The sequence below is a fragment of the Aeromonas sp. 603757 genome, assembly GCF_049171255.1.
In the GTDB taxonomy this organism is placed as follows: domain Bacteria; phylum Pseudomonadota; class Gammaproteobacteria; order Enterobacterales; family Aeromonadaceae; genus Aeromonas; species Aeromonas veronii_A.
In genome coordinates this window covers 1-25298 of sequence record NZ_JAAKOE010000007.1, presented here as the reverse complement: position 1 = coordinate 25298, position 25298 = coordinate 1, and the positions used below count along the sequence as shown (strand labels likewise).

General features: G+C 60.9%; 21 protein-coding genes. 9 read left to right on the top strand and 12 right to left on the bottom strand.

Annotation, left to right across the window (positions count from 1 at the left end; all coding sequences use genetic code 11):
• Window positions 1–23 precede the first annotated feature (23 nt).
• Both G5332_RS08570 and G5332_RS08565 read right to left on the bottom strand, forming a co-directional pair.
• A complete protein-coding gene (locus G5332_RS08570; protein WP_421172279.1) occupies window positions 24–1175 on the bottom strand; it encodes an iron-containing alcohol dehydrogenase in 1152 nt (383 codons plus the stop codon).
• A 143-nt stretch (window positions 1176–1318) separates the two neighbouring features.
• Window positions 1319–1774: a hypothetical protein gene (locus G5332_RS08565; protein WP_150389782.1), complete on the bottom strand. Its 456-nt coding sequence runs from the start codon at window positions 1772–1774 to the stop codon at window positions 1319–1321.
• A 474-nt stretch (window positions 1775–2248) separates the two neighbouring features.
• Between G5332_RS08565 and G5332_RS08560 the strand changes: the two genes are divergently transcribed.
• The gene (locus tag G5332_RS08560) at window positions 2249–3721 is read left to right on the top strand and encodes a C69 family dipeptidase (RefSeq protein ID WP_421249518.1); all 1473 of its coding nucleotides are present in this window, start codon (window positions 2249–2251) and stop codon (window positions 3719–3721) included.
• A gap of 61 nt (window positions 3722–3782) precedes the next feature.
• Here the strand turns inward: G5332_RS08560 and G5332_RS08555 are convergent, their stop codons facing one another.
• From G5332_RS08555 to G5332_RS08545, 3 genes are read right to left on the bottom strand one after another with little or no spacing between them, the layout of a single operon-like run.
• Window positions 3783–4529: an SDR family oxidoreductase gene (locus G5332_RS08555; protein WP_064335364.1), complete on the bottom strand. Its 747-nt coding sequence runs from the start codon at window positions 4527–4529 to the stop codon at window positions 3783–3785.
• A 56-nt stretch (window positions 4530–4585) separates the two neighbouring features.
• Complete coding sequence (locus G5332_RS08550; protein ID WP_042053656.1) at window positions 4586–4831, bottom strand: DUF3624 family protein; 246 nt, start codon at window positions 4829–4831, stop codon at window positions 4586–4588.
• Between the two features lie 31 nt (window positions 4832–4862).
• Window positions 4863–5384, bottom strand: coding sequence for a GNAT family N-acetyltransferase (locus G5332_RS08545; RefSeq protein WP_005363198.1), 522 nt, complete (start codon window positions 5382–5384; stop codon window positions 4863–4865).
• A 186-nt stretch (window positions 5385–5570) separates the two neighbouring features.
• On the opposite strand from G5332_RS08545, the gene G5332_RS08540 reads away from it, so the two are divergent.
• Window positions 5571–7010 carry a RimK family protein gene (locus G5332_RS08540; RefSeq protein WP_201982819.1) on the top strand — a complete coding sequence of 480 codons (1440 nt, stop codon included), beginning with the start codon at window positions 5571–5573 and terminating at the stop codon, window positions 7008–7010.
• An 83-nt stretch (window positions 7011–7093) separates the two neighbouring features.
• Here G5332_RS08540 and G5332_RS08535 read toward each other — a convergent pair whose 3' ends face one another.
• A complete protein-coding gene (locus G5332_RS08535) occupies window positions 7094–8722 on the bottom strand; it encodes an alpha-amylase family glycosyl hydrolase (protein ID WP_421249517.1) in 1629 nt (542 codons plus the stop codon).
• 109 nt (window positions 8723–8831) lie between these two features.
• Window positions 8832–10799 carry a TonB-dependent copper receptor gene (locus G5332_RS08530; RefSeq protein ID WP_421249516.1) on the bottom strand — a complete coding sequence of 656 codons (1968 nt, stop codon included), beginning with the start codon at window positions 10797–10799 and terminating at the stop codon, window positions 8832–8834.
• Between G5332_RS08530 and G5332_RS08525 the strand changes: the two genes are divergently transcribed.
• Window positions 10788–11027, top strand: coding sequence for a hypothetical protein (locus tag G5332_RS08525; RefSeq protein WP_421311227.1), 240 nt, complete (start codon window positions 10788–10790; stop codon window positions 11025–11027). The two genes, G5332_RS08530 and G5332_RS08525, sit on opposite strands and share 12 nt — an antisense overlap.
• 17 nt (window positions 11028–11044) lie before the next feature.
• On the opposite strand, the gene G5332_RS08520 is transcribed toward G5332_RS08525, so the two are convergent.
• A complete protein-coding gene (locus G5332_RS08520; RefSeq protein ID WP_005335997.1) occupies window positions 11045–11302 on the bottom strand; it encodes a DUF2442 domain-containing protein in 258 nt (85 codons plus the stop codon).
• Window positions 11303–11560: 258 nt separating this feature from the next.
• On the opposite strand from G5332_RS08520, the gene G5332_RS08515 reads away from it, so the two are divergent.
• A complete protein-coding gene (locus G5332_RS08515) occupies window positions 11561–13525 on the top strand; it encodes an LTA synthase family protein (protein ID WP_421311226.1) in 1965 nt (654 codons plus the stop codon).
• A 91-nt stretch (window positions 13526–13616) separates the two neighbouring features.
• Here G5332_RS08515 and G5332_RS08510 read toward each other — a convergent pair whose 3' ends face one another.
• Complete coding sequence (locus G5332_RS08510; RefSeq protein ID WP_421311225.1) at window positions 13617–14087, bottom strand: Lrp/AsnC family transcriptional regulator; 471 nt, start codon at window positions 14085–14087, stop codon at window positions 13617–13619.
• A gap of 143 nt (window positions 14088–14230) precedes the next feature.
• Between G5332_RS08510 and G5332_RS08505 the strand changes: the two genes are divergently transcribed.
• Window positions 14231–14749, top strand: coding sequence for a cyclin-dependent kinase inhibitor 3 family protein (locus G5332_RS08505; RefSeq protein ID WP_421311224.1), 519 nt, complete (start codon window positions 14231–14233; stop codon window positions 14747–14749).
• On the opposite strand, the gene metA is transcribed toward G5332_RS08505, so the two are convergent.
• Complete coding sequence (metA, locus tag G5332_RS08500) at window positions 14750–15697, bottom strand: homoserine O-acetyltransferase MetA (protein WP_042053667.1); 948 nt, start codon at window positions 15695–15697, stop codon at window positions 14750–14752.
• Window positions 15698–15841: 144 nt separating this feature from the next.
• Between metA and G5332_RS08495 the strand changes: the two genes are divergently transcribed.
• The 4 genes from G5332_RS08495 (at window position 15842) to yidA (ending at window position 21110) form a co-directional block, all read left to right on the top strand.
• The gene (locus tag G5332_RS08495) at window positions 15842–17080 is read left to right on the top strand and encodes an HD-GYP domain-containing protein (protein WP_201937853.1); all 1239 of its coding nucleotides are present in this window, start codon (window positions 15842–15844) and stop codon (window positions 17078–17080) included.
• Between the two features lie 53 nt (window positions 17081–17133).
• Window positions 17134–18282, top strand: coding sequence for a competence/damage-inducible protein A (locus tag G5332_RS08490; protein ID WP_201937852.1), 1149 nt, complete (start codon window positions 17134–17136; stop codon window positions 18280–18282).
• A 249-nt stretch (window positions 18283–18531) separates the two neighbouring features.
• On the top strand, window positions 18532–20199 hold the full coding sequence (locus tag G5332_RS08485; protein WP_201937921.1) for a DUF342 domain-containing protein: 1668 nt from the start codon (window positions 18532–18534) through the stop codon (window positions 20197–20199).
• A gap of 101 nt (window positions 20200–20300) precedes the next feature.
• Window positions 20301–21110, top strand: a complete 810-nt coding sequence (gene yidA / locus G5332_RS08480) for a sugar-phosphatase (RefSeq protein WP_005363212.1) — start codon at window positions 20301–20303, stop codon at window positions 21108–21110.
• A 109-nt stretch (window positions 21111–21219) separates the two neighbouring features.
• Here the strand turns inward: yidA and G5332_RS08475 are convergent, their stop codons facing one another.
• Window positions 21220–24303, bottom strand: coding sequence for a transglycosylase domain-containing protein (locus G5332_RS08475; protein ID WP_075116006.1), 3084 nt, complete (start codon window positions 24301–24303; stop codon window positions 21220–21222).
• 208 nt (window positions 24304–24511) lie between these two features.
• Window positions 24512–24829: a PTS system regulator TmaR gene (gene tmaR, locus G5332_RS08470; RefSeq protein ID WP_005336024.1), complete on the bottom strand. Its 318-nt coding sequence runs from the start codon at window positions 24827–24829 to the stop codon at window positions 24512–24514.
• Window positions 24830–25298: the final 469 nt, after the last annotated feature.

The following is a 25298-nucleotide window of genomic DNA, read 5'->3' as shown; positions in this document are numbered from 1 at the left end:
CAGGGACACAAACCGGCGCCGGCTTATAGCGCGCGGGCGAGGATCCGCGCCACCTGATCCGGGTCGATATCCTGCTGCTCCCCGAGTCCGGTGCGCCCCACCCGCTTGAGGTTGGAGCAGACCGCCGGAATGCAGCTTTCGCTGAGGCCATAGTCGGCAAGCCGGGTCCCCAGTCCCATCTTCTGGAAGAACTGTTCGGTGCGGATGATCGCCTCCTCGATGCGCAGGGCCTTGTCCTCGCGGGTCGAATGCCACACCCGCTCGGCAAACTGGGCCAGCTTGTCCTGCTTCTGGCTCGCCCGCTCACGGAGCAGCGAAGGGAGCACCACGGCCAGACTCTGGCCGTGGTCGAGCCCGTAAAGTGCCGTCAGCTGATGACCGATGGCGTGAGAGGCCCAATCCTGCGGCACCCCGCAGCCGATAAGACCGTTGAGCGCCAGACTGGCGGCCCACATCAGATTGGCCCGCACCTGATAGTTGGTCGGCTCCGCCAGCGCCTTGGGGCCATTCTCCACCAGCACCTGCAGCAGGCCTTCTGCCAGCCGATCCTGTACCTCGCCTCCCACCGGAAAGGTGAGGTACTGCTCGGCAATATGGACGAAGGCATCCACCACTCCGTTACCGGTCTGGCGCGGCGGCAGGCTGTAGGTGGTGGTCGGGTCGAGCACCGCAAATTGCGGCTGCACCAGCGGGCTTCTGAAGGAGATCTTCACATCCCCGCGGCTCACCACCGAGGTGGGATTGCTCTCGGAGCCGGTGGCTGGCAGGGTCAGCACACAGCCCATCGGCAGCGCCTTGTGCACACTTGCCTGTTTACCGCAGATATCCCAGGGATTATCCCCCTCGTAGCAGGCGGCCGCCGCAACAAACTTGGTGCCATCCACTACCGAGCCGCCGCCGACGGCTAGCAAGAAGTCGATGCGCTCGCGTTTAACCTGAGCCACCGCCTCCATCAACAGCTCGTATCTGGGATTGGCGCCGATGCCGGAAAACTCCTGCCACGTCACCCCCTCCAGCGCCCGGGTCAACTGCTCATAGACGCCGTTTTGCTTGATGCTGCCTCCGCCGTAGAGCACCAGTAGCCGGCTGCCGGGTGGGATCAGTTCGGGCAGGCTGGCGATCTGCCCCTCGCCGAAACAGATACGGGTCGGATTGGCATATTGGAAGTTGTACACGGCGGACTCCTCGACTGGCTCAATGCGCGGACATTGTGCGCCTGTGGGGAGGTGAGGTCAAAAGAGGTGGCAGAAGCTTGCCCATCGGCGGTCGACACTGGCCCATCGGTGCCGACCGGGTAGATCTCAGAACAACGGCAGGATCAGGCAGTTTTGGCCTCATCTTTGGATGAGCTCTTCTTGCCGGTCAGGCGATCCATCGCCTCCTTGAGCATCGCCTCTCGCTGCTCGTTGAGCGGCTTGCTCTGCTCCGCCCGCTCTTCCGGCGTCAGCTTCTTGTTATCGGCGATGGTCTTGAGCTTATCTTCGATCTCGTTGAACTTCTTGCGATCGAAACCAAGCGCCTTGTCCACCAACTGCTGCACCACGCCCCCCTTGTCGGAGCTCATATCCAGCGCCGGCGGCAGCTTGTTGTTCTTGGCCAGATGTTCGTAGGTCAGCACCTGCTGGGCCTGACCGGTCATCCGTTGGGTGGAGAGGCTGACCATCTCCTCCCAGCCACCACCCTGACCGCCGCTACTGGCACTGTTGAGGGTGGCGAGGGCGCGGTTGTTGGATGCGCTTTGGGCAAGCTGCTGGCTGTAGGGTTTGATATCCATGGGGGCTCCAATTCAGTGCGCATCTGCGGCAATGGGCACAGGCTGATCCGGTCACATGGGGCGTCAGGCCCCACCATTATCAATTAAACCAGCAAGTTACAGGCCAACTTGTCAGATGGTGCAAGATCCCGCGCTATGGCGGATCTCAGCACGCCCCCCACGCAAGGCTGACGTCAGAATCATGACTCATCTGCTGTCGGCTCACGCTGTTTTGGCACATTTCGCCGTCCACGCGCCACGATGCCAGAGAAAAGTCAGGAACCGCAGCTCGATCACAAAATAAACAACCACTCAGGAATACAATTTTGGCGCACATCACAACCAGCCAGCCGTGTCATGGATGATCTGTTCGTCAAACCAATAACAGGCAGACCAATCTGCCGTGCTCACTCCGCTGCCAGTTCGGAGTTGCAGCCTCCCCACACCTCATCCCCTCGTCTGACTCTCACTCACCGCAACCCTTCGGGTACACCTATGAAAAAACACACCTTGAGTCTTCTCTCCGCCACCCTGCTCACCCTGCTTGGCACCAGTGCCGACGCCTGTACCGGCCTCATCGTCGGCAAGGGAGCCAGCTTGGACGGCAGCGTAATGATCGCCAGAAACGAGGATTTTGGCGTCAACAACTGGAACAAGTACCTCGCCTTCCGGCCCGCGCAGCAGAACGAGGGCAAAGTCTGGAAACTGGGCAACGGACTGGAAGTGCCGATGCCCAAAGCATTTTTCGCCTACTCCGCCATCCACGACTGGGATGCCACCACCAGCGATCCGGCAGGCAAATATTATGAGGAGCGCGGCATCAACGAGTTCAACGTCGCCATCTCGGCCACCACCAGTGCCGAGGTCAACGACAAGGCCCAGAAAGCCGATCCGCTGATCGAGAAGGGAGTGATTGAAGCCATCATCCCGACCCTGATCCTGCCACAGGCCAAAACGGCCAAAGAGGGGGTCGAGCTGCTCGGCCGCTATGTGGAGCAATATGGCGCCGGTGAGGGCAACAGCCTCTATCTGGCAGATGTGAACGAAGCCTGGCTGATGGAAATTGGCTCCGGCCACCACTGGATCGCGGTGCGGGTGCCGGACGACAGCTACGCCATGGTGGCCAACGGCCTGCGGATCCACGGCGTCAATCTCGACAGCGCCGATGTGCTGCACTCGCCCAAGCTGCTGGAGTTCGTGCGTGAACACAAACTGCTGGATAACGCCGACCCGAAAGAGTTCAACTTCGCCAAGGCGTTCGGGGTCATCGCTGACCCATATAATGTGGATCGGGAGTGGCTCGGCCAAAAAATGCTGACCGCCTCCCACAAACAGGCGACCCGGCAGGCGCAATATCCGCTCTTTATGAAGCCGGATGCCCCCATCGCCGTGCCGGACGTGGCTAGGCTGCTGAGCGCCACCTATGACGGTACGCCGCTGGCGGGCAAGGCGGAGCGGCCTATCCGCGTCGATCGCCAGCTGGAATCCCACGTCATCCAGCTGCGCAAGGAGATGCCCAAAGAGCTGCAGGGATTGATCTGGCAGAGCTACGGCGTGCTGGCCGAATCTGTGATGGTGCCGCTCTACAACACCCTGGAAAACTATCCCCTGCCCTATCGCACCGGCAGCGACAGCTACTCCGATGATTCCGCCTACTGGCAGTTCCGCAGCCTGACTGCGCTGGCCAGCGCCGATCCGGACAAATACCTGCCGCTGCTGCGCGGCGTCTGGAGCAAGGAGAGCAACAAGCTCTACAAGGAGGTCGCCCTGCTCGACAAGAGCCTGAAACAGGCCTACGCCAGCGACAAGGCTACCGCCATCGGGCTGGCCGCCGACTACTCCTATGGCCAGTTGGAGCAGACCTATCAGATGGCCAAAGATCTGCGCTACAAGCTGATGACGGATCTCACCAAGCGCACCGAGAAGAAGTATTCGCCGGAGGAGTTCAAGAAGATCATGAGCCTCTAATTGGCTCGCCAATGCAAAGAGGCTCCCTTGGGAGCCTCTCTTATTTCATCCGCAGCAGCCATCAGCGACGGCTGATATTGAGCGGGCCGAAGGTCTGCGCCACCGGCATGATCTCGATGCTGTTGATGTTGACGTGGGCCGGTTGCTGGCTCACCCAGAGCACGGTATTGGCGATATCTTCCGGCTGGATCGCCTCCACCCCCTGATAGACGGAGGCCGCCTTGGCATCGTCACCGTGGAAGCGCACGTTGGAGAACTCGGTGCCGCCGCACAGGCCCGGCTCCACGTTGGTGACGCGGATGGCGGTGCCCGCCAGATCGGCGCGCAGGTTGAGGCTGAACTGCTTCACGAACGCCTTGGTGGCGCCGTAGACGTTGCCGCCCGGGTAAGGGTAAGTGCCCGCGATCGAACCGATGTTGATGACATGGCCGCGATTGCGCGCCACCATGCCCGGCAGCAGCAATCGGGTGAGCAGAGTCAGACCGCTGATGTTGGTGGCGATCATCTGCTCCCAATCTTCCAGATCCGCCTTGTGGGCCGGCTCCAGCCCCAGCGCCAGACCGGCGTTGTTGACCAGCAGATCCACCTCGCTCCAGGCGGCTGGCAGGCCAGCGATGGCGGCGCGGGTGGCCGCCTTGTCCTGCACGTCGAACGCCAGCGGCAGAAACTGCTCGCCCAGCTCGTCGGCCAGCGCAGCCAGCCGCTCGGCACGGCGACCGGTACCGATCACCTTGTAGCCTGCCTGCACCAGCTGGCGGCTGATGGCTTCACCAAAACCGGACGAGGCGCCCGTTACCATTGCAATCATCTGAACCTCCATATCTACACCGATATTGTTATTTATCTATTTGAATCTATTAAGATTCATTCATCGCTCAATTCACGTCCGGTCGCCTTGCGCCAGACAAATACCACCAGATGGAGCAGCAACAAGCCCGAGCCACCCAGCGCAAACAGCAGGCCGGTGAGGGCGTTGACCGAGGTGTCGGCACCGCACCACCACCAGACCAGCCAGCCACTCAGGCCGATGATGAAGGTCTGGATGGCGCAGACCGGACAGCGCCCCAGCTTTGCTCTGATAGCGGTGGCAAGACAGTTGTCGCAGCTCATCCTGCTCCTCGATTCTGCTCGTTCAACATGATCAGTTGGCCTGCGCAGAGGGCTTGCGCGCCTGAGTGCGAGCCACTCTGCGCCGCTCACGCTCCTCGTCGCTCACCAGCGGCAGCACCAGCCGGTGGGCGTGCTGGTCGCGGCCATAGTAGTCCGCCAGCCGCTGCTGGGGACGAAATCCCAATCCCTGATAGAGCGCCAGCGCCTCTTCGTTGGCGTCCCCCACTTCGAGGCGAATCGCCCCCCAGCCAGCGGCCTTGCCCTCGCGGATCACCTGCTCCAGCAGACGGCGGGCCCAGCCCAGACGACGCACCGTCCAGCGGATGGCAAGCGCCTGAATGACCAGCCGATCCCAGCCTCTGTGCTCCAGCAGGCAGAGATAGCCCATCAGCTGATGTTTCTCGTCCAGCAGCAACAGGGTGCGCCCCTTGGCGTGGGCCAGCAGATAGTGCCAGCGGCTGCGGCCAAAGGCGACTTCGGGAGGAAAACAGTAGCGTTCCAGATTAACGATGGCGCCCAGATCATCGGTTCGGGCCGCACGTACGGTCAACACGGGGAGTCCTTGTTCGGTTATTTATCCTCAGCACCAAAAATGCGACTTGTATCACAAGTTACCAAGGCGTCATATTAGGCACTGTAACCTCTTGTTTCCCCTCGCGCCATTGTCGTGCTTGTCGGTGCATCGAAGCCCACTGGGGATCCTGCCTGTTCAGGCAGTCTGATCTGTGGAGCCGAAAATATGAGTACCTATGTCATCGTCGAAGAGCTGGGCGACTGGCCTTGCCATGCCGATTATCTGCTGACCGCCCGCACCTATCTGCAACATGGCGTGCCGACCACCGGCGGGAGGCCCCGCATCATCAACCTCTGCCGCAATCTGGAACACCTTAGCGCAGGCTACTACTGCTCGCTGCTGGCCCAGGCCCGCGGCCACCACTGCCTGCCGGGTCTGCAGGCCATCAGCCGACTGCAACCCCAGCAGCCACCGGCCAAGCTGTGGCGCAAAGCGCAAGGGTGGCTGGCCCAGCAGAGCGAGGATCGGATTAGAGTCCGCGCCATCTTCGGCCAGTGTGAACAGAGCGAGCTGGCGGGGCTGGCCCGCTACTACTATGGCCTGAGCCAGTTGCCGCTGCAGGAGCTGACCCTCAAGCGCGGCCGCCACGGCTGGTCGGTGCGCCAGCAGCAGAGCCTGTCACCGCTGGAGCTGAGCCCAAGCGAGAAAGAGTTGATGCTGCACCACGCCCAGGCACTGGTGGGGACCGGTGACGAGGAGCAGGCGGCGCCGCTCTACCAGCTCGCCATTCTGGTGGATCCCGATGATGGCCGTGCCAGCAGTGACGGGTTGGCGCTGGAGCGCTTTATCCGGGCTGCTGCCGCCCAGGGCATCCGGGCCGAGATCCTGCCACCGTCAGCCATAGAGCGGCTGCCGGAGTTCGACACCCTCTGGCTGCGCGCCGAAACCGCGGTCGGCCACTACACCTTCGAATTTGCCCACCGTGCCGAACAGCTGAAGATGCCGGTGATCGACAGCTCCCGCGCCATCCTCGCCTGCAGCAACAAGCTCTACCTCTACGAGCTGATGGTGCGCAGCGGCGTGCCCATGCCGCCCACCATGGTGGTCACCCGCCGCGGCCGCCACCATGTGGATGAGCTGGTACAGCGGCTCGGCCTGCCGCTGATGGTGAAGGTGCCCGACGGGGCACAGGGGCGCGATCTCGCCATGGCCAGCGACGAGCAACAGCTGGCCCGCCTGCTGGACGAGGGGCTGGGCCGCTCCGCCCTGCTCTTGGTGCAGAGCCGGATCCCCGCCGAGTTCGACTGGCGCATCGGCTTTCTCGATGGATCTCCGCTGTTTGCCTGCCGCCGTTTCCGGCCCGAGCCCGGCAACCGCATCCGCCGCCGCAAGCACCCTCTCGACATGAGCCGGATCGAGGCGCTGCCGCTTAACGAGGTGCCGGAGCGGGTACTGCAGACCGCCCGCCGCGCCGTCCATCAGCTCGGCAATGGCCTCTACGGGCTCGACTTGCGCCAGCAAGGGCGTGACTGCGTGCTGCTGGAGATCGTCGACAACCCCTGGATCCGCGGCGATATCGAAGACAAGGAGGCGCAAGATCTCTACGAGCGACTGGCCCGCGCCTTCCGCCAGCGGCTGGAAAACCGGGGCCAGACCACCGCATAACCCGCCATGACTTTGTCACCCACAATGACAGAGAGGGCCCCGCGATGGGGCCCTCTCTCATATCAAAGCGTGCTGTGGCTGACTTATTGCAGACGCAGGAAACGCCCGCTCAAGGGCGGTATCTCCACCGTTACGCTGCTGCCGCCGATAGCCAGACTCTCGCCGCTTTGCAGATCCACCAGCGCGCTGCCGCTGCGCAGTTTGCCCGTCGGCAGGTTGTAGCTGAGCGCCGTGGTGGAGAGGTTGAGCAGGTAGACTATCTGCTCCCCCGCCGTCTGCTTGATGTCACCATAGAGGCTGCCCTCGGCCACCAGTTTGACTCGCTCCCCCTGATAGAGGGCGGGGTGGGCGGCACGCATTGCCAGCAGCTGGGCCAGCCACTCTTTCAGCTCGGCCTGTTCGCTACCCGGCACAAAGCCGGTGACAGCGGGCACCTTGCCATCGCTGCGGGCCACATGATCGTCGCACAAACCCTGCGCTGCGCAGTCACCACCAACCTTGGCGGCAAAGCCCGGCACCTCGTCGCCAAACTCCTCGCCATAGTAGAAGGTAATCGGGCCGGAGCGAGCCGCCATAAAGCTGAAGGCCGCCTTGTGGCGCTGCCAGTACTCGGTCAACTTGAAGTTGCCGCGCTCCAGCAGATCACCAAAACGCACCAGATCGTGGTTGCCCAGCATCAGGTTCGGCATGGCATGATTCGGGTAGTTCTCCACCTTGTTCCAGCTGGCATCGAGCACGCTGGCCCCCTGCCCGCCCTTGCCGGACTCCTCCACCGCCAGCGCCTGCACGATGCCGTAGCGCAACGGGAAGTCAAAGGCCGAGGAGAGCGCCGGATTGTCGCTGCTGCCGTAAGCCTGGGCGCGAATGTCGTCAGCCCCCTTCCACACCTCGCCCACCATGTAGCCAAGGGTGCCCCACTGCTGCCCTGCCGCCTTGCGCGTTGCGCTGGCCTGCTCCACCTCGCTGCGAATTGCGCGCCAATCATCCAGCCCAAGCTGATAGGCCTGATCGAGGCGCCAGCCGTCGATACCGTACTGCTCGACCCAATAGCGGGCCACCTCCTTGAAGTAGGCGAGGCTCTCCGGCTTGCTGTAATCCACCAGCTGGCCGGGATAACCCGCACCGCCGCTGGTGAGGGCTGGCAGACGCCCCTCTGGCGAGGGCTTGCTCACCCCCACCTTGTTGACGTGGCCAAACACCCCGTCGAGGAAGACATAGAGGCCGCGCTGGTGCGCCCCATCCACCAACTGTTTGAGCTTGGCATTGCTGCCGAAGTTGGGGTCTACGTTGAAGAAGTCGCAGGCGAAGTAGCCGGTGGCATCGAGCTTGTTATCGCCGCCTTGCCCCGCGCAGGAGTCGAACACCGGGGTGAGCCAGATAGCGTTGACGTTGAGACTCTTGATGTGGTCGAGACTATCGATGATCCCCTGCAGATCGCCGTTGTGCTGGGAGGGGCCATAGCCGACGCCGTAGTTGGCGCTGCCGTCACCATCGGCAAACGACTCCACCATCACCTGATAGATGCGCAGGTTGCAGGCGGGTTGATCGTCGCCATAGCAGGCACGACTGGCCGTCGCGACCGGAGGGTGGGTGACCGGCGGATTGACGACGGGGGGAGAACTCTCTCCACCTGAACTACCGCTGCCGCCGCAAGCCGCAAGTAACAGGGCGGCCCCGAGCAGGCCGCCATAGCGTAACGTTCCCTGTTTCATTGTTATGTTCCCGCTGTGAGAGCAGGCGTCTGATACGCCTGTTTTTCACCATGATAGCGATGCTCACACAGCGGTGTCTGTGACTGAAAACGTTATCTGACTCAACTGGTTAGAGCACACCGGCCGAGGCAAAGCGGTAGTTGACAGAGAGCCAGTAGGAACGACCCGGCTCGGGGATGCGGCCGCTCTGCTCATAGCCCAGCCCCGCCTGACTGGCGTGCACTGACTTGGAGAGGTGCTCGTAGTAGAAGGTGTCGAACAGGTTGTCTACCCCGGCCGAGAGTTGCCACCCCTTGGCAAACTGCCAGGCGCCGCTCAGGTTCATGGTGAAGAAGCCCGGGGTCTCGCCCTGATCCTGACCGGCGACCGTGCCGGACCAGAGATCTACCCGATCCTGCGCCGCCACGGCGCGCCCCAGCAGGGTGAAACTCAGCGCTTCGTCCGGCTGCCAGCCCAGCGCCAGTTTGCCATCGAGCGGTGGCATCTGGGCCAGCGGTTTGTTGTCGCTCTGGTTTTCGCCGTAGACCACCGCCAGACCACCATCGAGACGCCACTGCTCGGCAAACTGCCAGCCCCCTTCCAACTCGCCACCCCGGGTCTGGACATCGATATTGCGCACCTTGTTCGACTTGCTGTTGTAGAGCAGGTAGTCCTTGATATCGGCGCTAAAGATAGAGAGGGTCAAGTCCAGCTCGCGACTGCGCAGGGCCAACCCCGCATCCCACTGGCGACTGCGCTCCGGGTTGAGGGTGAACGGAGTGCTGTCCTTGCTGCGCTCCCAGTAATCCGGCGCCCGCTCTGCCTGCCCCCAGGCCAGATAGCTGGACCAGCGTTGCGACCACTGATATTCGTAACGGCCAAACCCGCTGTTAAGACTCAGGGTATCGCTGTAGAGGGTCTGTTCACCGGCGCCATAGCGAGTTGTCTCGACCCTATCCTGACGATAACCGCCCTTGTAGCTGTGAGCCCCCTGCTGACGACCCAGTTCGGCGAAGCCGCCCTGCTGCTCGAAACGCAGGGTGCGCTGGCGATCCTTGGTGGCATAGTCGACCCCACTCCGACTGCGGTGCTGATCCCGGTTGCTGTCGAGCCCGGCGGTCAGCAGCCAGTCTGCTGGCAAGGCGATGTCGTTGGCCCAGCGACCGCCGGTGTTGCGGCGATCCGGGTTGGAGAGCATCTTCATGCCGCTGTTTTGCCGCAGGCTGAAGTTGTCCATGATGTGGTCGATGTAGTTGTCCCACAGGGTCAGCTCGCTGCGCTGCCAGTGAGTGGTGATCTGCTCCTGCTTGAGCTTCAGCCCGAAGGATTCGCGATCAAACATGGGGCCATCCATGGTGCGATCCGCATAGGCGGCACGGGCATTGCTGCGCTCGGCGGTGAGTTCCAGCCAGGTGTGCTCCCCCGGCGTCCAGCCCAGCTGGGCGGTGCCGTTCTCGCGGCGATAGAAAGAGCGCACCTTGTTACCGTGACCATCGCGGTAATCGTCGCTGTCGGAGTGGGTGAACTGACCGCGCAGATAGCCATCGGTCGAACCCGCCGTCATATCCACCATCTGGTCATCGCGGCCGAAGCTGCCAAAGAGGGCCGAGGCATCGGCCTTGAGGCCCGGTGCGGTGAACTCGGGTCTGTCCCGCTCGAACAGCACGGTTCCCGCCAGAGTGGCCCCCTGCTCCAGGGATTGCGGCCCCTTCAGCACCCGGATCCGGTCAAAGGATTGGGGGAACACATAGGCCGTGGGCGGGTCCATCCGGCCACCACACCCACCGGCCAGCATGCCGCCATCCATCTGCACGTTGAGACGGGACATCCCCATCCCCCGCAGCACAGGGTCGCCACCGAGCCCCCCTTTGCGCACCATGCTCATGCCGGTGACATTCTTCAGATAACCGGCGCCGTCGGCAGCGGGCATGGGGGAACCGGGCTTCTTGGGATCCAGCGTCACTTCAAGTGTGCTGGCGGGGCGGGTTGCCACCACCACCATGGGATCCAGCTGTTGCACCGATTCCTGACCGGCAGCGCCGTGACAGGCGAGTCCACCAACCAGCAGGGCAAGGGGTGTGCGCATATGACAAGCCATACATTTTCCTTATGTATTTGTTTGTTTTGTTATTTTCATTCAACCAATCAAACCTTTCAGCAAGGGAAAGGTTTGCCGTCAGGCCGCAAAAAAGGCCTGCGGCGCGAAAGCGGCAAGCCTCTGTCAGGTGAAGCGAAGGCAAGTTGGCAAAATGTTGCGCAGGTTTTACCCAAGTTGGCTCAGAAAGGCAAACAGGCAAACATTCCAGTAACAGGAACCTGGAGTTAGCTCACAAAAAATGGGGATTAGCTGAAGGCTTCCCGCTCATCAATGGGAGAGATGAGGTGATAGACCTCATGAGCGGATAGCGTGCAGCCAACAGGCCACTCCAGCTGGTGGTGACGGTTGATGAAGACCCGGGCGCAGTGACGCTCGCTCTCCAGCTTTGCAAACAGCGGCTGGGTTCGCCAGGGGGTCAGATCCAGCACCCCCGTGGTGCCATCCGATAACACCAGAAACAGGCGCCATCCCCGCACATACTCGACATCGATAAAGACCGGCATCCCTTCGGCTCCGATTGAGATAATTCGCGGCAATTATAAACACCCATCCCCCATCCATACGCGCTTTGGCTCACATTTTATCCAGCAGGTTATGCTGTGCTCATTAAGCGCGCGACATCACATTTTTAGATGATAAATGTGTTAATTCCGGCTTTTAACAAAATTGAATGCAACCTTAACCAGTTCGATCTGTCATAACCTCACAACAAGTAAAAAACGTCTGTGGACAGGCGCTTACAGTCTCATTCAGGAACAAAAATGACAGATCTAAAACAGCGACTCGGCCCGTTCTGGCCCTTCGCCATCTTCTGCACGCTCGCGCTTTTCTCTCTCTCTTTCAGCCGAATCGCCCTCGGTCTCTGGCAACTGGAACGGGTGGATGCCGTGGCCGGTTGGCAGGAGATGCTGCTGCAAGGGATCCGGGTCGACTTTGCGACCCTCTGCTGGGTCTGGGGTGTCCCCGCCATGCTCACTCTGCTGCTGGCAGGCCCCCATGCCATCGGCCGGGGCTGGCTGCAACTGATGCGCGTCTGGCTGACCGTCGGACTCTGGCTGATGCTGTTCCTCGAGATCTCCACCCCCTCGTTTGTCACCGAGTATGGCGTGCGTCCCAACCGCCTCTATGTGGAGTACCTCATCTATCCAAAAGAGGTGTTCGCCATGCTGTGGGCGGGCCGCAAAGCCGAGCTGCTGCTGGCGGTACTCTTCAGTGGCGCCGTGCTGGCCGGTGGCTGGTGGCTGAGCGGCCGTCTGGTGCGTGGCCTCAGCTTCCCCCGCTGGTATCTGCGTCCTGCCTTCGCCCTGCTCATTCTGGCCATAGGTTTTCTCGGTGCCCGCTCCAGTCTCGGCCACCGCGCCCTGAACCCGGCCATGGTCGCCTTTGCCGAAGATCCGCTGGTCAACTCGCTCACCGTCAACTCCGCCTACTCCCTCTTCTTTGCCATCAAGCAGATGGGCGCCGAGGAGGATGCCGGCCAGTTTTACGGCGAGATGACGGAGCAGAAGGTGCTCGAGGTCATGCGCAAGGAGAGTGGCCGTCCGGCCAGTGATTTCAACTCCGAGCTGCTGCCCAGCCAGACCTTCAATGAGGCGAGTTTCCAGGGTAAACCGAAGAATCTGGTGATCCTGCTGCAGGAGAGCCTGGGCGCCCAGTTTGTCGGCTCCCTCGGCGGCCTGCCGCTTACCCCCAACATCGACGCCCTGTCGCAGCAGGGCTGGGCCTTCGAGCAGCTCTACGCCACCGGCACCCGCTCGGTGCGCGGTATCGAGGCAGTACTGACCGGCTTCACGCCTACCCCAGCACAGGCGGTGGTCAAACTCGGCAAGAGCCAGACCAACTTCTTCACCATCGCTGATCTGCTTAAGCAGCGGGGTTACGACACCAGCTTTATTTATGGCGGCGAGAGTCACTTCGACAACATGCGCAGCTTCTTCCTCGGCAACGGCTTCACCACCATTGTCGAACAGAAGGATTTCGACAATCCGGTATTCAAAGGCTCCTGGGGCGCCTCCGACGAGGATCTGATGGCCAAGGCCGACGAGACCTTCAAGGCGCTGCACAAGGAGGGCAAACCCTTCTTCAGTCTGGTGTTCAGCTCCAGCAACCACGATCCGTTCGAATTCCCGGACAACCGGATCGAACTCTTCGAGCAGCCCAAGCAGACCCGCAACAACGCGGCCAAGTATGCGGATTACGCTATCGGCGAGTTCTTCAAGAGGGCGAAACAGTCCGAATACTGGAAAGACACCCTGTTCCTGGTCATCGCCGACCACGACAGCCGGGTCGGTGGCGCCAGTCTGGTGCCCATCCCCCGCTTCCATATCCCCGGCGTCATCATCGGTGACGGCATTGCACCGAGGAAGGATCCGCGCATCGTCAGCCAGATCGACATGGCGCCGACCCTGCTCTCCCTGATGGGGATCAGTGCCGACTACCCCATGCTCGGCAAGGATCTGACGCGCATGCCCGCCGACTGGCCGGGGCGCGCCATCATGCAGTACGACAAGAACTTCGCCCTGATGCGCGGCAAGGATGTGGTGATCCTGCAACCGGAGCGGGCGGCAGAGGGCTATGTCTACGACAATGCCAGCGAGAAGCTGACCCTGGCAGCGCAGCCGGACGCCTTGAAGGAGGATGCGCTTGGTCTTGCCCTGTGGGGCAGCATGGCCTATCAGAAGAGTCTCTATCAGACGGCCAAGGATGAACGCACCGCAGCCAATTGAGCCGCTCGTGCTGCTTCAACCCATAGCAGAATGGAAAAAACCGCCAGCTGGCGGTTTTTTCTATCTATCCATACTGTCGGCCCACTGGCCGTTATGGCTGGGGAAAGCAGGGAAGGGAGCGGCTGAACTTGTGCTCGAATACCAGCGAGGTTTCGAGGTGCACCACCTCCTCGCGGGAGGTGAAGTGATCAAAGACGAAGTTGCGCAGGTGCTCGGTATCGGAGACACACAGGTGCACCAGAAAATCATCCTTGCCCCCCATGTGGAACAGACTGATCACTTCGGGCAGCGCCAGAATGGCATCTCGGAAGGCATCGATGATCTGGCGGCTGTGGCGGGCAAACTGCAGGGAGACCATGGCCTGAATGTGGCCACCGAGGGCCTGATAATCCACTTCGCAGTGCGCTCCCTTGAGCACGCCATCCTGCTGCAGCTTGCGCACCCGCTCCAGACAGGTGGAGGGGGCAACACCGACCAGCGCGGCCAGATCCTTGTTGGTCATGCCCGCATCCCGAAACAGATGGGCCAGGATATCCAAATCCAGTTGATCCAGGTTTCTCATCTTAACTCCTTGAACCGCTCAATTTTTTAGACTCTGCCCGTAAACCGGGGCAAACACAACGGCCATTGACATCCCCCCTGCCCCGCCTATCCTTGGCACCATTCACCGGCCGCAACCCTGCGGCCACCACGCGAGGATCCGCCATGCACCCGTATCACCCCTTCTGGAGCCTTGAGGTTCCCCGTGTCGATGGTCAGCTGCTGCTGACCCCCTGCCCCGGCACCCAGCAGGTGCCGCTGACCCTGGCGCTCGATCAACTGCGGTTGGCCGGTGCCCACGGAGTGGTGACCCTGATGACAAGCGCCGAGTTGAGCCGACTCGAACTGGCGCAGCTCGGCCAGCAGGTCGAACACGAAGGGATGCGCTGGTTCCATCTGCCCATCGAGGATGATCTGGCCCCCGACACCGACTTCGAGGCTGCCTGGCAACAGGCGCTGCCGCAGTTGCGCGAGCTGCTGGGAGATGGCAAACATCTGGTCATCCACTGCAAAGGGGGCAGCGGTCGTACCGGTCTGGTCGCCGCCGCGCTGCTGATGACCCTCGGCCAGCCACAGCAAGAGGCGATGGCCGCCATCAAGGCCCACAGACCCAAGGCGTTTACCCTGGCCTGCCACCGCCAGTGGCTCGACCAGCTGGCCGAGCGGCTGGCGCAGGGCGACTGACTACTTGCCTCCCTGGTCGTAGGTAAAGACCTTGCCGATATCTTCCACCCGATAGCTGGTGAGCTGATAAACGTAGTAGTTGAGCCAGTTGGCAAACAGCAGATGACCGTGGCTGCGCCAGCTGGCGCGCGGCGTCCGGCTCGGATCGTTATTCGGGTAGTAGTTGACCGGAATGGCCGGGTCGAGCCCCGCCGCCAGATCCCGCTGATACTCCCCGTCCAGCGTCAGGGCATCGTACTCCGGGTGCCCGGTGACAAACACCTGACGACAATCCTTGGTCGCCGCCAGATAGACTCCCGCCTCTTCTGACTCGGCAAAAATCTGCAAGTCGGTCTGGGCACGGATCAGATCGCCATCAAACGCCGCATAACGGGAGTGCGGGGCGACGAACTCGTCATCGAAACCACGCAGCAGCGGCTCATGCTCATCGAGACGATGGTGGCGGTAAACCCCCGAGAGCTTCTCGCCGTGGGTCTGCTTCTCCATACCATACAAGGCTTTCAGCGCCGCCTGCACCGCCCAGCAGAGGAACAGGGTGGAGGTGACATGCTGATGGGACCACTCGATGATCTCGACGATACGCGGCCAATAGACCACCTCCTCGAACTCCACCAGCCCGAGCGGCGCGCCGGTAATGATCATGCCGTCGTAGTTGTTGCCACGCACCTGCTCGAAGTCGTGATAGAAGTTCTCCAGATGGGCCTGCGGCGTGTTCTTTGACTCCCTGTCATCAATGCGCAGCAGATCCACATCCACCTGCAGCGGCGAGTTGGAGAGCATCCGCATCAGCTGGATCTCGGTCTCAATCTTCTTGGGCATCAAATTGAGGATCAGTACCCGCAGCGGGCGGATGTTCTGGGTGACGGCCCGGGATTCCGTCATCACGAAGATGTTCTCCTGCCCCAACACTTCGGCTGCGGGCAACTGATCCGGGATCTTGATCGGCATGCTTACTCCCTGTACTGCATCGGTAAATATGTCTGGACATCCAGAAGCCTATAATAAAGCTCCCACCCTGTCATCAGATACCTTTTGTATTCACTCTCGCCTTTGACTAGCATACGGCTCAGTATCTCCCCTGCATCCAAGATAATGACCGGTATCAAGATTTCCGTAGATCGACTGCAAGTCGGCAACTATGTCTCCCTGCCACTGGGGTGGCGCGAACACCCGTTCCTGTTTTCCAGCTTCAAGATCAAGAATGAAGAGGAGATCGAGCTGATCCGCCGACTCGGTCTGAAACTGGTCACCATCATTCCCGACAAGAGCGACGTTCCGCCCAAGCCCCTCAATCAGGTACAGCCTCAACCACAAGAGAGCGCAGACGCCGCCCAGCGCCAGGCTCAGATGCAGCAGGAGAAGGACCGCCGCATCGAGCAGTTGCAGCAGTATCGTCGCAACCTGCAGCAGTGCGAGAAACAGTTTCAGCAGTCGCTGGCCCAGGTGCGCAGCGTGATGAGCAAGCTCCAGTCCCGCCCCCTCAATGCCATCGGCGAGGCGCAGGAGCTGGTCAACGCCATGACAGAACAGCTGCTCTCGGTGGACGAGATGGTGCTGCACCTGGTCTCCGACAGCGAGGATGGCAACAACCTCTACTTCCACTCCCTCAACGTCAGCGTGCTCAGCATGCTGCTGGCCAAGGAGTGCAACATGTCGGCCGACCAGATCCGCCATATCGGTATGGGGGCCCTGTTCCACGACATCGGCAAACTGAAGATCCCGAGCCAGATCCTGCGCAAGACCGAGCCGCTCACCAGGCCGGAGCAGAACCTGATGGCCCAGCACCCGCGCTACGGGCTGGATCTGCTCAATCTGGCCAAGGATTTCCCGTCGGAAGCGAAGGGGATAGTGCTGCACCACCACGAATATCTCGATGGCAGCGGGCCGGAAGGGCTCAAGGGCGGCCAGCTCGATCAGCTCACCCAGATGGTGTCGCTGATCAACGAGTACGATAACCTCTGCCACATGCAGGCCAAGGTGCCCTACTCGGCCCTGAGCGGCCTCTACAAGCAGCGCAAGGCGCAGTTCAATCCGGAGTACCTCAGCATGCTGATCCGGTTGATGGGGATCTACCCCCCCGGCAGCGTGGTGCAACTCTCCAACGGTCAGGTTGGGCTGGTAATGTCGGTCAACGCTTCCCGCCTGCTCTACCCCTCGGTGCTGGTGTACGATCCGCGCATTCCCCGTCAGGAAGCCGCCATCATCGACCTGCAGCAAGCCGAACTGTCGATCGCCAAGGTGATCCACCCCAAACGGCTGCCGCCCGCCGTGTTCGAGTACCTCAATCCGCGTACCCGGATCAGCTACTACTTCGAGCACAACAAAGCCTGATTGTGTTGGCCCAAGGCCAACCGTTGCCACCCGTTTAATCCAAGGAGCCTGCCATGCGTATCGAGATCATCAGTACCGGAGACGAGATAGTGACGGGTCTGGTGGTGGATACCAACGCGGCCTGGCTCAGCGCTCTGCTGCTGGAGCAGGGCTGGCAGGTGCGCCGTCGCCTGACGGTAGGGGACAACCTCGCCGACCTGAAAACGGTGCTGCAAGAGAGTGCCCGCCGCGCCGAGGTGGTGTTGGTGTGTGGCGGGCTCGGGCCCACCGCCGACGACCTCACCGCTCAGGCGGCAGCCGAGGCCTTTGACCAACCGCTCACCCTCTTCCCCGACTGGCTCGCTACCATCGAAGCGCGCTACGCCAGCCGTGGCCGCCCCATGGCACAAAGCAATGCCAAACAGGCCTGGCTGCCACAGGGGTGCGAGATCCTCGACAACCCGGTCGGCACCGCCTGCGGCTTTGTGGTGCGAAGTGGCCAGAGTCAGCTCTTCTTCACCCCGGGCGTGCCGTTCGAGTTCAAACAGATGGTGCGTGAGCAAATTCTGCCGCGCCTCAAACAGCTGGCCGGTGCGCAGATCGATACCGAGCTGCGTCGCTTTTACACCTTCGGCATCTCGGAGTCGGCCCTCAGCGATATGCTGGATGCCGAACCCTGGCCAGCCGGCATCGAGCTGGGTTACCGCTCCTCCATGCCCCTTATCGAGCTGAAACTGATCGGCCACGGCGCCAGTGCCGCTGATATGGAGAGTGCCGAGCGCCGACTGCTGGATACGATCCGCCCCTGGCTGGTTGGCAGCGGAGATACGGAACCGGCGCAGCAGATCCTTGCGCTGCTGCAAGACAAACCGCTGACTCTGCTGGAGGGGGAGAGTGGAGGTGCGCTGCTGGCGCTTTGTCACGGCCATCCCCAGCTGGAAGCACGCTTCAGCACGCAACTGGCCGATGAGCTGGCGCAACTGCCGACCGCCGATGCGGGCCTGCAACTGACCATAGGGCGCGAGGGCACTGAGGGTGTACCACTGCTGCTCTGTGCCGATGGCATGCACATCGGTCAGACGGTCAAGGTCCGCCACCCCGACCCGGAGAGCCGCCGCAAGATCCTCGCCTTTGCCGCCCTCGACATGCTGCGCCGCCATATGCTGGGTGAGCCGGTGCTCGGCGATTACCTCACCCTGGCCAGAACAGCCCAGCGCAGCTGATAACCCCCCCCCTGCCAGCGACCTTATGTCGCTGGCGCTGCGATCCGCCTTTTCACTCCGTTTCCAAACAGCGCCCACATTTATCTGGCCGCCATCACCGATTTGACTTCAATTCATTGACCATTCAGAGGAAATATCTGAATACTGCCCACTCTCAGGGTTGGCGACTCGCTTTATTAATCATTGAGAGATTAAATGACAGTAGAGGAGCGAGCCGATCGTTCCGTTCTCATCCAGCAAGGAGATGCGGTGTTAAGCAAAGAGTGGTTGCTGCTATCAAGCGATATGGAACTGGTCTGCCTGCGGATTGCCGCCGGTCTCACCAAACCTGTCACGGAACAGGATGTGCAGGCTCTGCTGCTCGCTTCCAACTGTCGCCGCTATCAGCCGCTGCCCGAGGGGATCAAACAGGCCATCAGCCTGCTCAATACCCTGCTCACCAACCCTGCCGCCCCCGTCCCTGCCAACCCCATCCCCATCGGCAAGCGTCAGGATGCCCGACTCGCCGTAATCGTGGAGAAGGATCGCATGAGCGCCATCGCCCAGATCACTGCCGACTGGGGGGGCAAGTATGTGACGCTGGAACAGCTGAAAGAGGCGATCGCCATCAGCGAAATCAAACAGGGGGTGAGTGAGCAACTGCTCACCGCTGCCATCCAGTCAGCCAAGGAAGCCGCCCCCGGCAGCCAGCTCAAGCTGGTGATTGCCAACGGCCAGCCAGCCGTCAATGGTCAGGACACTCGCTATGAGCGGCTGGTGGAGACCCCGGCCGAACGGATCCTCAAACCACAGGAGCTGGGTCATGGCAAGGTCGACCTGCGGGATCTCGGCTCCATCGTCACCGTCAAGGCCGGCGCTCCGCTGATGCGCCGTCATCCGGCCACCGTCGGGGTGCCCGGTTTTACCGTGACCGGTCAGGACCTGCCCGCCAAGGATGGTAAAGACAGTCCGATGAGTGCTGGTGAGGGCACCTTCATCTCCCCCGACGATCCCGACCTGCTGATTGCCGGTCGGGCGGGCCTGCCCTGTCAGGAGAAAGCGGGCATGAAAGTGGACGAGGTGCTCAGCGTCAAACAGGTGGATGCCCGCCACGGTCACATTGATTTTGAAGGGGGCTTAATCGTCAGCGGCGACGTCAACCCGGGTATGAAGATCCGGGTCAGCGGTGACATCGTGATTGGCGGCTTTATCGAAGGGGGCTGGATCGAGGCAGGGGGCAGCATCACGGTACGCCACGGCATCATTGGCCGCCGCAACGAGCAGGGGGAGTACCTTTGCCAACTCAATGCGCAGGGGGAGATCCACGCCAGCTACGCCCAGTATGCCCAGCTGGAAGCGGGGGGGGATATCCAGATCCAGAGCCAGCTCAGCCACTGCTACTCCCGCAGCGGACAAGACATCAAGGTGGGCGATAGCAACATGCGCAAAGGCACTCTGCTAGGGGGCACCAGCATTGCCAATCGCCTGATCATGGCCCCCAGCCTGGGGGCCGAGGCAGCCAACCATACCCGGCTGCAGATCCTTGGCGGCTACTTCACCCACAAGGAGCAGGAACACCAGCTCAAGCTGCGCCAGCAGGCGTGTCAGGCCCAGCTGGAGAAAATCAAGGAGCTGGTCATGAAGTTGCTGCAACTGCCCAGTGACAAGCGCAATCCGGATACCCTGCGCAAGCTCAAACCGATCCGGGACCATCAGCTGGCCGAACTGGCCCAGCTCGATGAGCAGCTCACCGCCAACCAGGAGGAGCTGCGAAACTTGATGGCTCAGATGGAGGTCATTGCCACCCAGCACCTCTACTCCGGCATCGAGGTCGAGATGGCCAGCTTCAAACGCAAGGTTACCATTACCCGAGGCCCTACCCGCCTGACTATTCACGACGAGCAGCTGGAGATGACCCCTTACGAGGGGCACAGCTAGGTGAACCATCCGCATCGACCGTGATCCCGCCGTCGATTTTCGCTACACTCGCCACTTCCTTGGCCCCACCGGGTGGGCCAGCCAGACTCAGGTAGTGAGAGATGTACAAGCTGATCGCATTGGATATGGATGGCACCCTGCTCAACCCGCAGGGCCAGATTACTCCCCGCACCCACGCCGCCATCAGCGCCGCGCGCGCCAAAGGGGTAACCGTTGTGCTGGCCTCCGGCCGCCCGCTGGAAGGGATGAGCCGCTATCTGGAAGAGCTCGGCCTCACCACAGAGCATGACTACGTCATCTGCTACAACGGCGCCCTGGTGCAACAGGTGGCCGATCAGCGCATCATCCGCAGCCAGCTGCTGACCGGCAGTGACGCCAGCGCCGTCGCCAAACTGGCTGACGAGCTGGAGGTGAACGTTCACGGTTTCTCGGTCACCCAGGGCCTCATCAGTCCCCGTGTCAGTACCTACACCGAGCACGAATCCCGCCTGATCGGCATGCCGATCAATCTGATCGACTTCGCCACCCTGCCTGCCGACGAGCAGATCATGAAGGTGATGATGATCGACGAGCCGCCCCAGCTCTCCCGCGCCATCGAGCGACTGCCTGCAGAGCTCTATGAGCGCTATACCGTGGTACAGAGCGCCCCCTTCTTCCTCGAGTTCATGAACAAGCAGAGCAACAAGGGAACCGGCGTGGCCGCACTGGCCGAGCACCTTGGCCTGACCGCCGATCAGGTGATCTGCGTCGGGGATGCGGGCAACGATCGCCACATGATCGAATACGCAGGCCTCGGGGTTGCGATGGGCAATGCCACCGACGAGATCAAGGCTCTCGCCCAGCACACCACTGCCCGCAACGATGAAGATGGCGTAGCTCAGGTGATCGAACAGTTCGTACTGAACGCCTGACCGCAATCGAGCGCCGCTGCGTCCGATAAGGAAATAAAAACGGGGAGGCTGTCAGCCTCCCCGTTTTTTCTGGTCAGTTATCTGCGTGATGAGCGGTAATTCGCTCACATCACTGGTTCGCCAGACACTGGGTATGGGAGCCCGGTTGCAGGTAAGGCGTCAGCAGGGGAGCCATCCCCTTGAGCACCTGCACCGGCAGCGCCGAGGTGAAGCGGAACTTGTCAGACTGGCTACCCGGTACATAGGCGGTCAGGGTACCGAAGTGATCCTCACCCAGATAGAAAACGAAGGTCGCGGTGCGGTTGCGCGCCAGCGAGCTGGTCACGTTGCCATAACGACCCACGGTTTCAATCCGGTTATCCCCGGTCCCGGTCTTGCCCCCCATCTGCAGCACAGTGCCATCCGGCAGGGTAAAGGCACCGGCGATACGTCTTGCCGTGCCCCCTTCAACCACCTTGGAAAGCGCACTGCGCAGGGCGGCCGCCACCTCTGCCGGCATCACCCGGGTACCCTCGGTGTGCTGCGGCTCAAACTCGGTCTCGAAGGGCGTCCCCTTGGCGAACGAGAGGTGCTCGATACGCAGGGTTGGCGAGCGGACACCGCCATTCTGGATAATCCCCATCAGCTCGGCCAGTGCAGCCGGGCGATCGCCGGAGCTACCCAACGCGGTCGCCAGCGAAGGCACCAGATGGTCGAACGGGTAACCGAGCTTGGCCCAGCGCTGATGGATATCGAGGAAGGCTTCAACCTCCAGCATGGTGCGGATCCGGCTGTCACGGGCACTGCGATGACGGGTCTTGAACAGCCAGCTGTAGACCTCTTGTCGCTCGTCACGACTGGCCGCCACCGCGTCGGCAAAGGTCGCCTTGTCGAACTCCTTGAGATAGGCTAGCAACCACAGCTCCAGCGGGTGAACCCGGGCGATGTAGCCCTGATCCGGCAGTGAATACTTGCCCGGGCCATAGCTCACATAGAGCTGATTGACCCGCTTGGCGCTCAACTTCTCCCGCGGCAACCGCTCCGCCAGGAAGGCAGCAAATGCGGCTTCGCTGGCTTCCGGCATCAGGTAGCGGTGAACCGCCGCCAGACGTACCGCACTCGGCTTGAGACCGTCAAGGAAGGTATCGAGCTGCTCCTCGGGAGTCTTGCCGCGATATTTGCGCCAGAAGCGCAGCAGATAGGTCTGGCCCTCTTTGTCAGCAAATTTGGCCAGATACTCCTGACGACGGGGATCCTTGTCATCCTTCAGCAACTGGGCACGGTTGCCCTCCTTGTAGAGGCTGTAGCGCACGATATCGCGCATCAGCCGCACAAAGGGCAAGTTAATCGACTCACGCAAAGAGTCACGCAACGTCGGAATACGATTGTTATCCTCGCGGCGGAAGTTGTTGAAGGTGTGCATGCCGCCACCGGTAAAGAACCCTTCGTTGGGGCTGGCGGAGTATTTGCGATCCAGCGCCGCTTCCAGCATCACAGGCAGGCTCTTGTCCTGAGCCGTCATCAGATAGGAGATGGCCCAACGGCTGAGGTTGTCCTGAGAGACGGCAGCCAGCTTGCGCAGATTCTCGACCGGCATCCCGGCATAGTTGTCGTGCAGCTCGGCCACGATCTCCAGATAGGTGGTCAGCACCCGCAACTTGGCGGTTGAGCCCAACTCCAGCTTTGAACCTTCGTTGATATCGAACGGCTGATCGGTGTTGTCGGTCTGCACCCGCACCTTGAACCCTTCCGGCGACTTCTCGAACAGGGTGAAGCTGTAGCGCACATCGCCGGTCTTCTCCGGCGAGAGCAGGCGCTCACCAAACAGCCCTACCTGAGCGGCAAACGTCGGGTCGGCCAGCTGTTGCAGATAACGGGAGATTTCGTTCTGCAGCGGCATGTTGAGGCTGGTATCGGCGGTCAGATCCATCCGGTCGAGGTCATAGAGCTGTACTCCGAGCTGACGGCTCAGGCGAGTACGGGCAACCTGCAACCCCTTGTTGTTGTTCACCCGGGTGATAGCCGGGGACTGCAGGAAGTCACGAAACGTAATCTTGGCCTTGAGCGCCGCCTCCATCAGAGGTGGCGTGATCATTCCCTCCTGCACAAACAGGCGCAGGTAGCTGTCGGTCAGGGTAGCCAATGCCTCTCGCCCTTGAGCCAGATAGTAAGAGGGACGGCGGTGCGCAATCATCAGCGAGACCACCTGACGCAGGGCAAGCCCCTGTTCGGCCAGCGGTGCGTTCTGGTTTCGGGCGGGGTCCAGCAGACGGTTCACGTCATCGACATTGGCACCAAACCAGACCCAGAGACCATCTCCCAGACCATGCACTTCACCATATCCCGGCGCAGCCGAGAGCGGTACCGAGTTGAGGTAGGCCCAGGCGACCAGTTTGCGCGCTTCGAGGGTTTCCGGCCCGAGACGATAAGCCCGCACGCTGGCAGAGGCCATCTGACGGATCTTCTCGGTCGGCGACAGGGTCAGGCCATCCGGCGAGTGGCGGTACTTCTCCACCTGGGTCGCCAGGGTACTGCCACCGGCAGATTGATCCTGCATATCGAGCGCCTTGCCCACTTGAGAGAGCGCGGCCTTGGCAAAACGGGGCCAGTCGACCGCCGGGTTGGCCAACGGCTCTTCGTTGCTCAGCAAGTCGCGGTTCTCGATAAACAGCAGCGACTGGATGACAAGAGGCGGAATGGAGTCAAAATCCGGATAGTGATGGGTCGGATACTTGAATTGATAGAAAGGTTCTGCGCGGCAATCGTGCAACGTCAGGCCAGCCTGCACCTTCTCGGTATAGGGCACGAAGAAGCCACGACTGGCGTAGTCATAGAGCGCGTCGGAGAAATGCACCTGCTTGCTGACTTCATAGCCCCGCTGAAGCAAACGCTCCTGCATCATCGGCAGTTGCACATAGCCGAGCCGCTTGTCGAACGGGCCATCCTCAGGGAAAGCGATCTGCTTGCTCTGGCCTGGCTCGACCTGATAGGTGAGCTTGGCGGCATAGCGGGAGATCTCCTGAGATTGCAGCTTCGAGGTTTTCATCTCATAGCCAACCAGAGCGATCACCGCCCCCAAGCACAATAAAAAGAGAAAACAGAACAGCCAACGCCACCAGGGACGACGCTTGCGCTTTGGGTTCCCGTCCGAGGTCTGGACAGATGAATCTTGAGATGCCACTTGTGTCAAATCCGTCTGTTCTGATGCGCCCATATCAGCCCCACCATGGTTGCGCAATTTATTGTGTTTCACTCAAGCTTAGTCTTTTCAAGTCAATGGCTTGAAACTATTGACCGCTTTGTAGTGATGGTAACAGGGCAATTCTAAAAAGGGGAGCCGATTGTTGCAGGAGTGGCAGAGATCCGAGCTGATAACAAAACACCGGCCAGTGGCCGGTGTTTCTTAAGCGAAAGCGCAACGCTTATTTGTGAGAGCTCATGCCCTTCAGCTTGGTGCTCAGCTCTTTACGCTCTTTGGAGAGCTCGGCGTTCTTGATGATGTGGTCATCCACGCGCTCTTCATAGTCGGCACGCATGTTGGCGATGATCGCCTGCACATCATCAATGCTCATGCCCGGCTTGATATAGTCGCTCAGGTTGTCGAGCAGCAGCACGCGCTTCTGGTTGTCACGGATCTTCTTCTCGTTATCCGCAATTTCACGCTTGAGTTTGTTCTGGCGACGGGACATACGCACATATTCCAGTACATCGCTGAAGGTGGACTTATTTACTTGTTCCATATCGATACCACTGACTTAAGGTTGATAAAAACTGGCCAAGTTACACCTGGAGCCCGACACACTCAGCGCGGGACAGGCAAACTCAAGATGCCCTTACTCTACCGAGTTATAAACGAGATACAACCCTAATCGCGCGCCATGAACAGAGTTTGGCCAAAAGTAAACCAGTTAAAATGGCCAGTAATCCATCAGATAAGAGCTTGATATAGATAGAAAATGGAGGAGATAACAGGGTTTTAGTTCTCTTCCTTCAGATAAATGCTAACACTGGCTGTTTAACACGCTAAAAACACCAAAGCCCGGTCGTGAGACTGGGCTTTGACGTTCATTCTGGTGTGCAACCATCGGAGTCAGTGGGTAAAACCGCCCATAGCAAAAAGGCCTTCCCAATCGGGAAGGCCTTCAAATTAGTGGCGGAGCGGACGGGACTCGAACCCGCGACCCCCGGCGTGACAGGCCGGTATTCTAA

Coding starts and splice junctions, on each gene's coding strand:
- G5332_RS08490 (WP_201937852.1), top strand. CDS start 17,134: ATGCGTATCGAGATCATCAGTACCGGAGACGAGATAGTGACGGGTCTG.
- G5332_RS08530 (WP_421249516.1), bottom strand. CDS start 10,799: ATGGCTTGTCATATGCGCACACCCCTTGCCCTGCTGGTTGGTGGACTC.
- G5332_RS08565 (WP_150389782.1), bottom strand. CDS start 1,774: ATGGATATCAAACCCTACAGCCAGCAGCTTGCCCAAAGCGCATCCAAC.
- G5332_RS08560 (WP_421249518.1), top strand. CDS start 2,249: ATGAAAAAACACACCTTGAGTCTTCTCTCCGCCACCCTGCTCACCCTG.
- G5332_RS08515 (WP_421311226.1), top strand. CDS start 11,561: ATGACAGATCTAAAACAGCGACTCGGCCCGTTCTGGCCCTTCGCCATC.
- metA (WP_042053667.1), bottom strand. CDS start 15,697: ATGCCGATCAAGATCCCGGATCAGTTGCCCGCAGCCGAAGTGTTGGGG.
- G5332_RS08475 (WP_075116006.1), bottom strand. CDS start 24,303: ATGGGCGCATCAGAACAGACGGATTTGACACAAGTGGCATCTCAAGAT.
- yidA (WP_005363212.1), top strand. CDS start 20,301: ATGTACAAGCTGATCGCATTGGATATGGATGGCACCCTGCTCAACCCG.
- G5332_RS08540 (WP_201982819.1), top strand. CDS start 5,571: ATGAGTACCTATGTCATCGTCGAAGAGCTGGGCGACTGGCCTTGCCAT.
- G5332_RS08525 (WP_421311227.1), top strand. CDS start 10,788: ATGACAAGCCATACATTTTCCTTATGTATTTGTTTGTTTTGTTATTTT.
- tmaR (WP_005336024.1), bottom strand. CDS start 24,829: ATGGAACAAGTAAATAAGTCCACCTTCAGCGATGTACTGGAATATGTG.
- G5332_RS08535 (WP_421249517.1), bottom strand. CDS start 8,722: ATGAAACAGGGAACGTTACGCTATGGCGGCCTGCTCGGGGCCGCCCTG.
- G5332_RS08505 (WP_421311224.1), top strand. CDS start 14,231: ATGCACCCGTATCACCCCTTCTGGAGCCTTGAGGTTCCCCGTGTCGAT.
- G5332_RS08550 (WP_042053656.1), bottom strand. CDS start 4,831: ATGAGCTGCGACAACTGTCTTGCCACCGCTATCAGAGCAAAGCTGGGG.
- G5332_RS08520 (WP_005335997.1), bottom strand. CDS start 11,302: ATGCCGGTCTTTATCGATGTCGAGTATGTGCGGGGATGGCGCCTGTTT.
- G5332_RS08555 (WP_064335364.1), bottom strand. CDS start 4,529: ATGATTGCAATGGTAACGGGCGCCTCGTCCGGTTTTGGTGAAGCCATC.
- G5332_RS08510 (WP_421311225.1), bottom strand. CDS start 14,087: ATGAGAAACCTGGATCAACTGGATTTGGATATCCTGGCCCATCTGTTT.
- G5332_RS08495 (WP_201937853.1), top strand. CDS start 15,842: ATGACCGGTATCAAGATTTCCGTAGATCGACTGCAAGTCGGCAACTAT.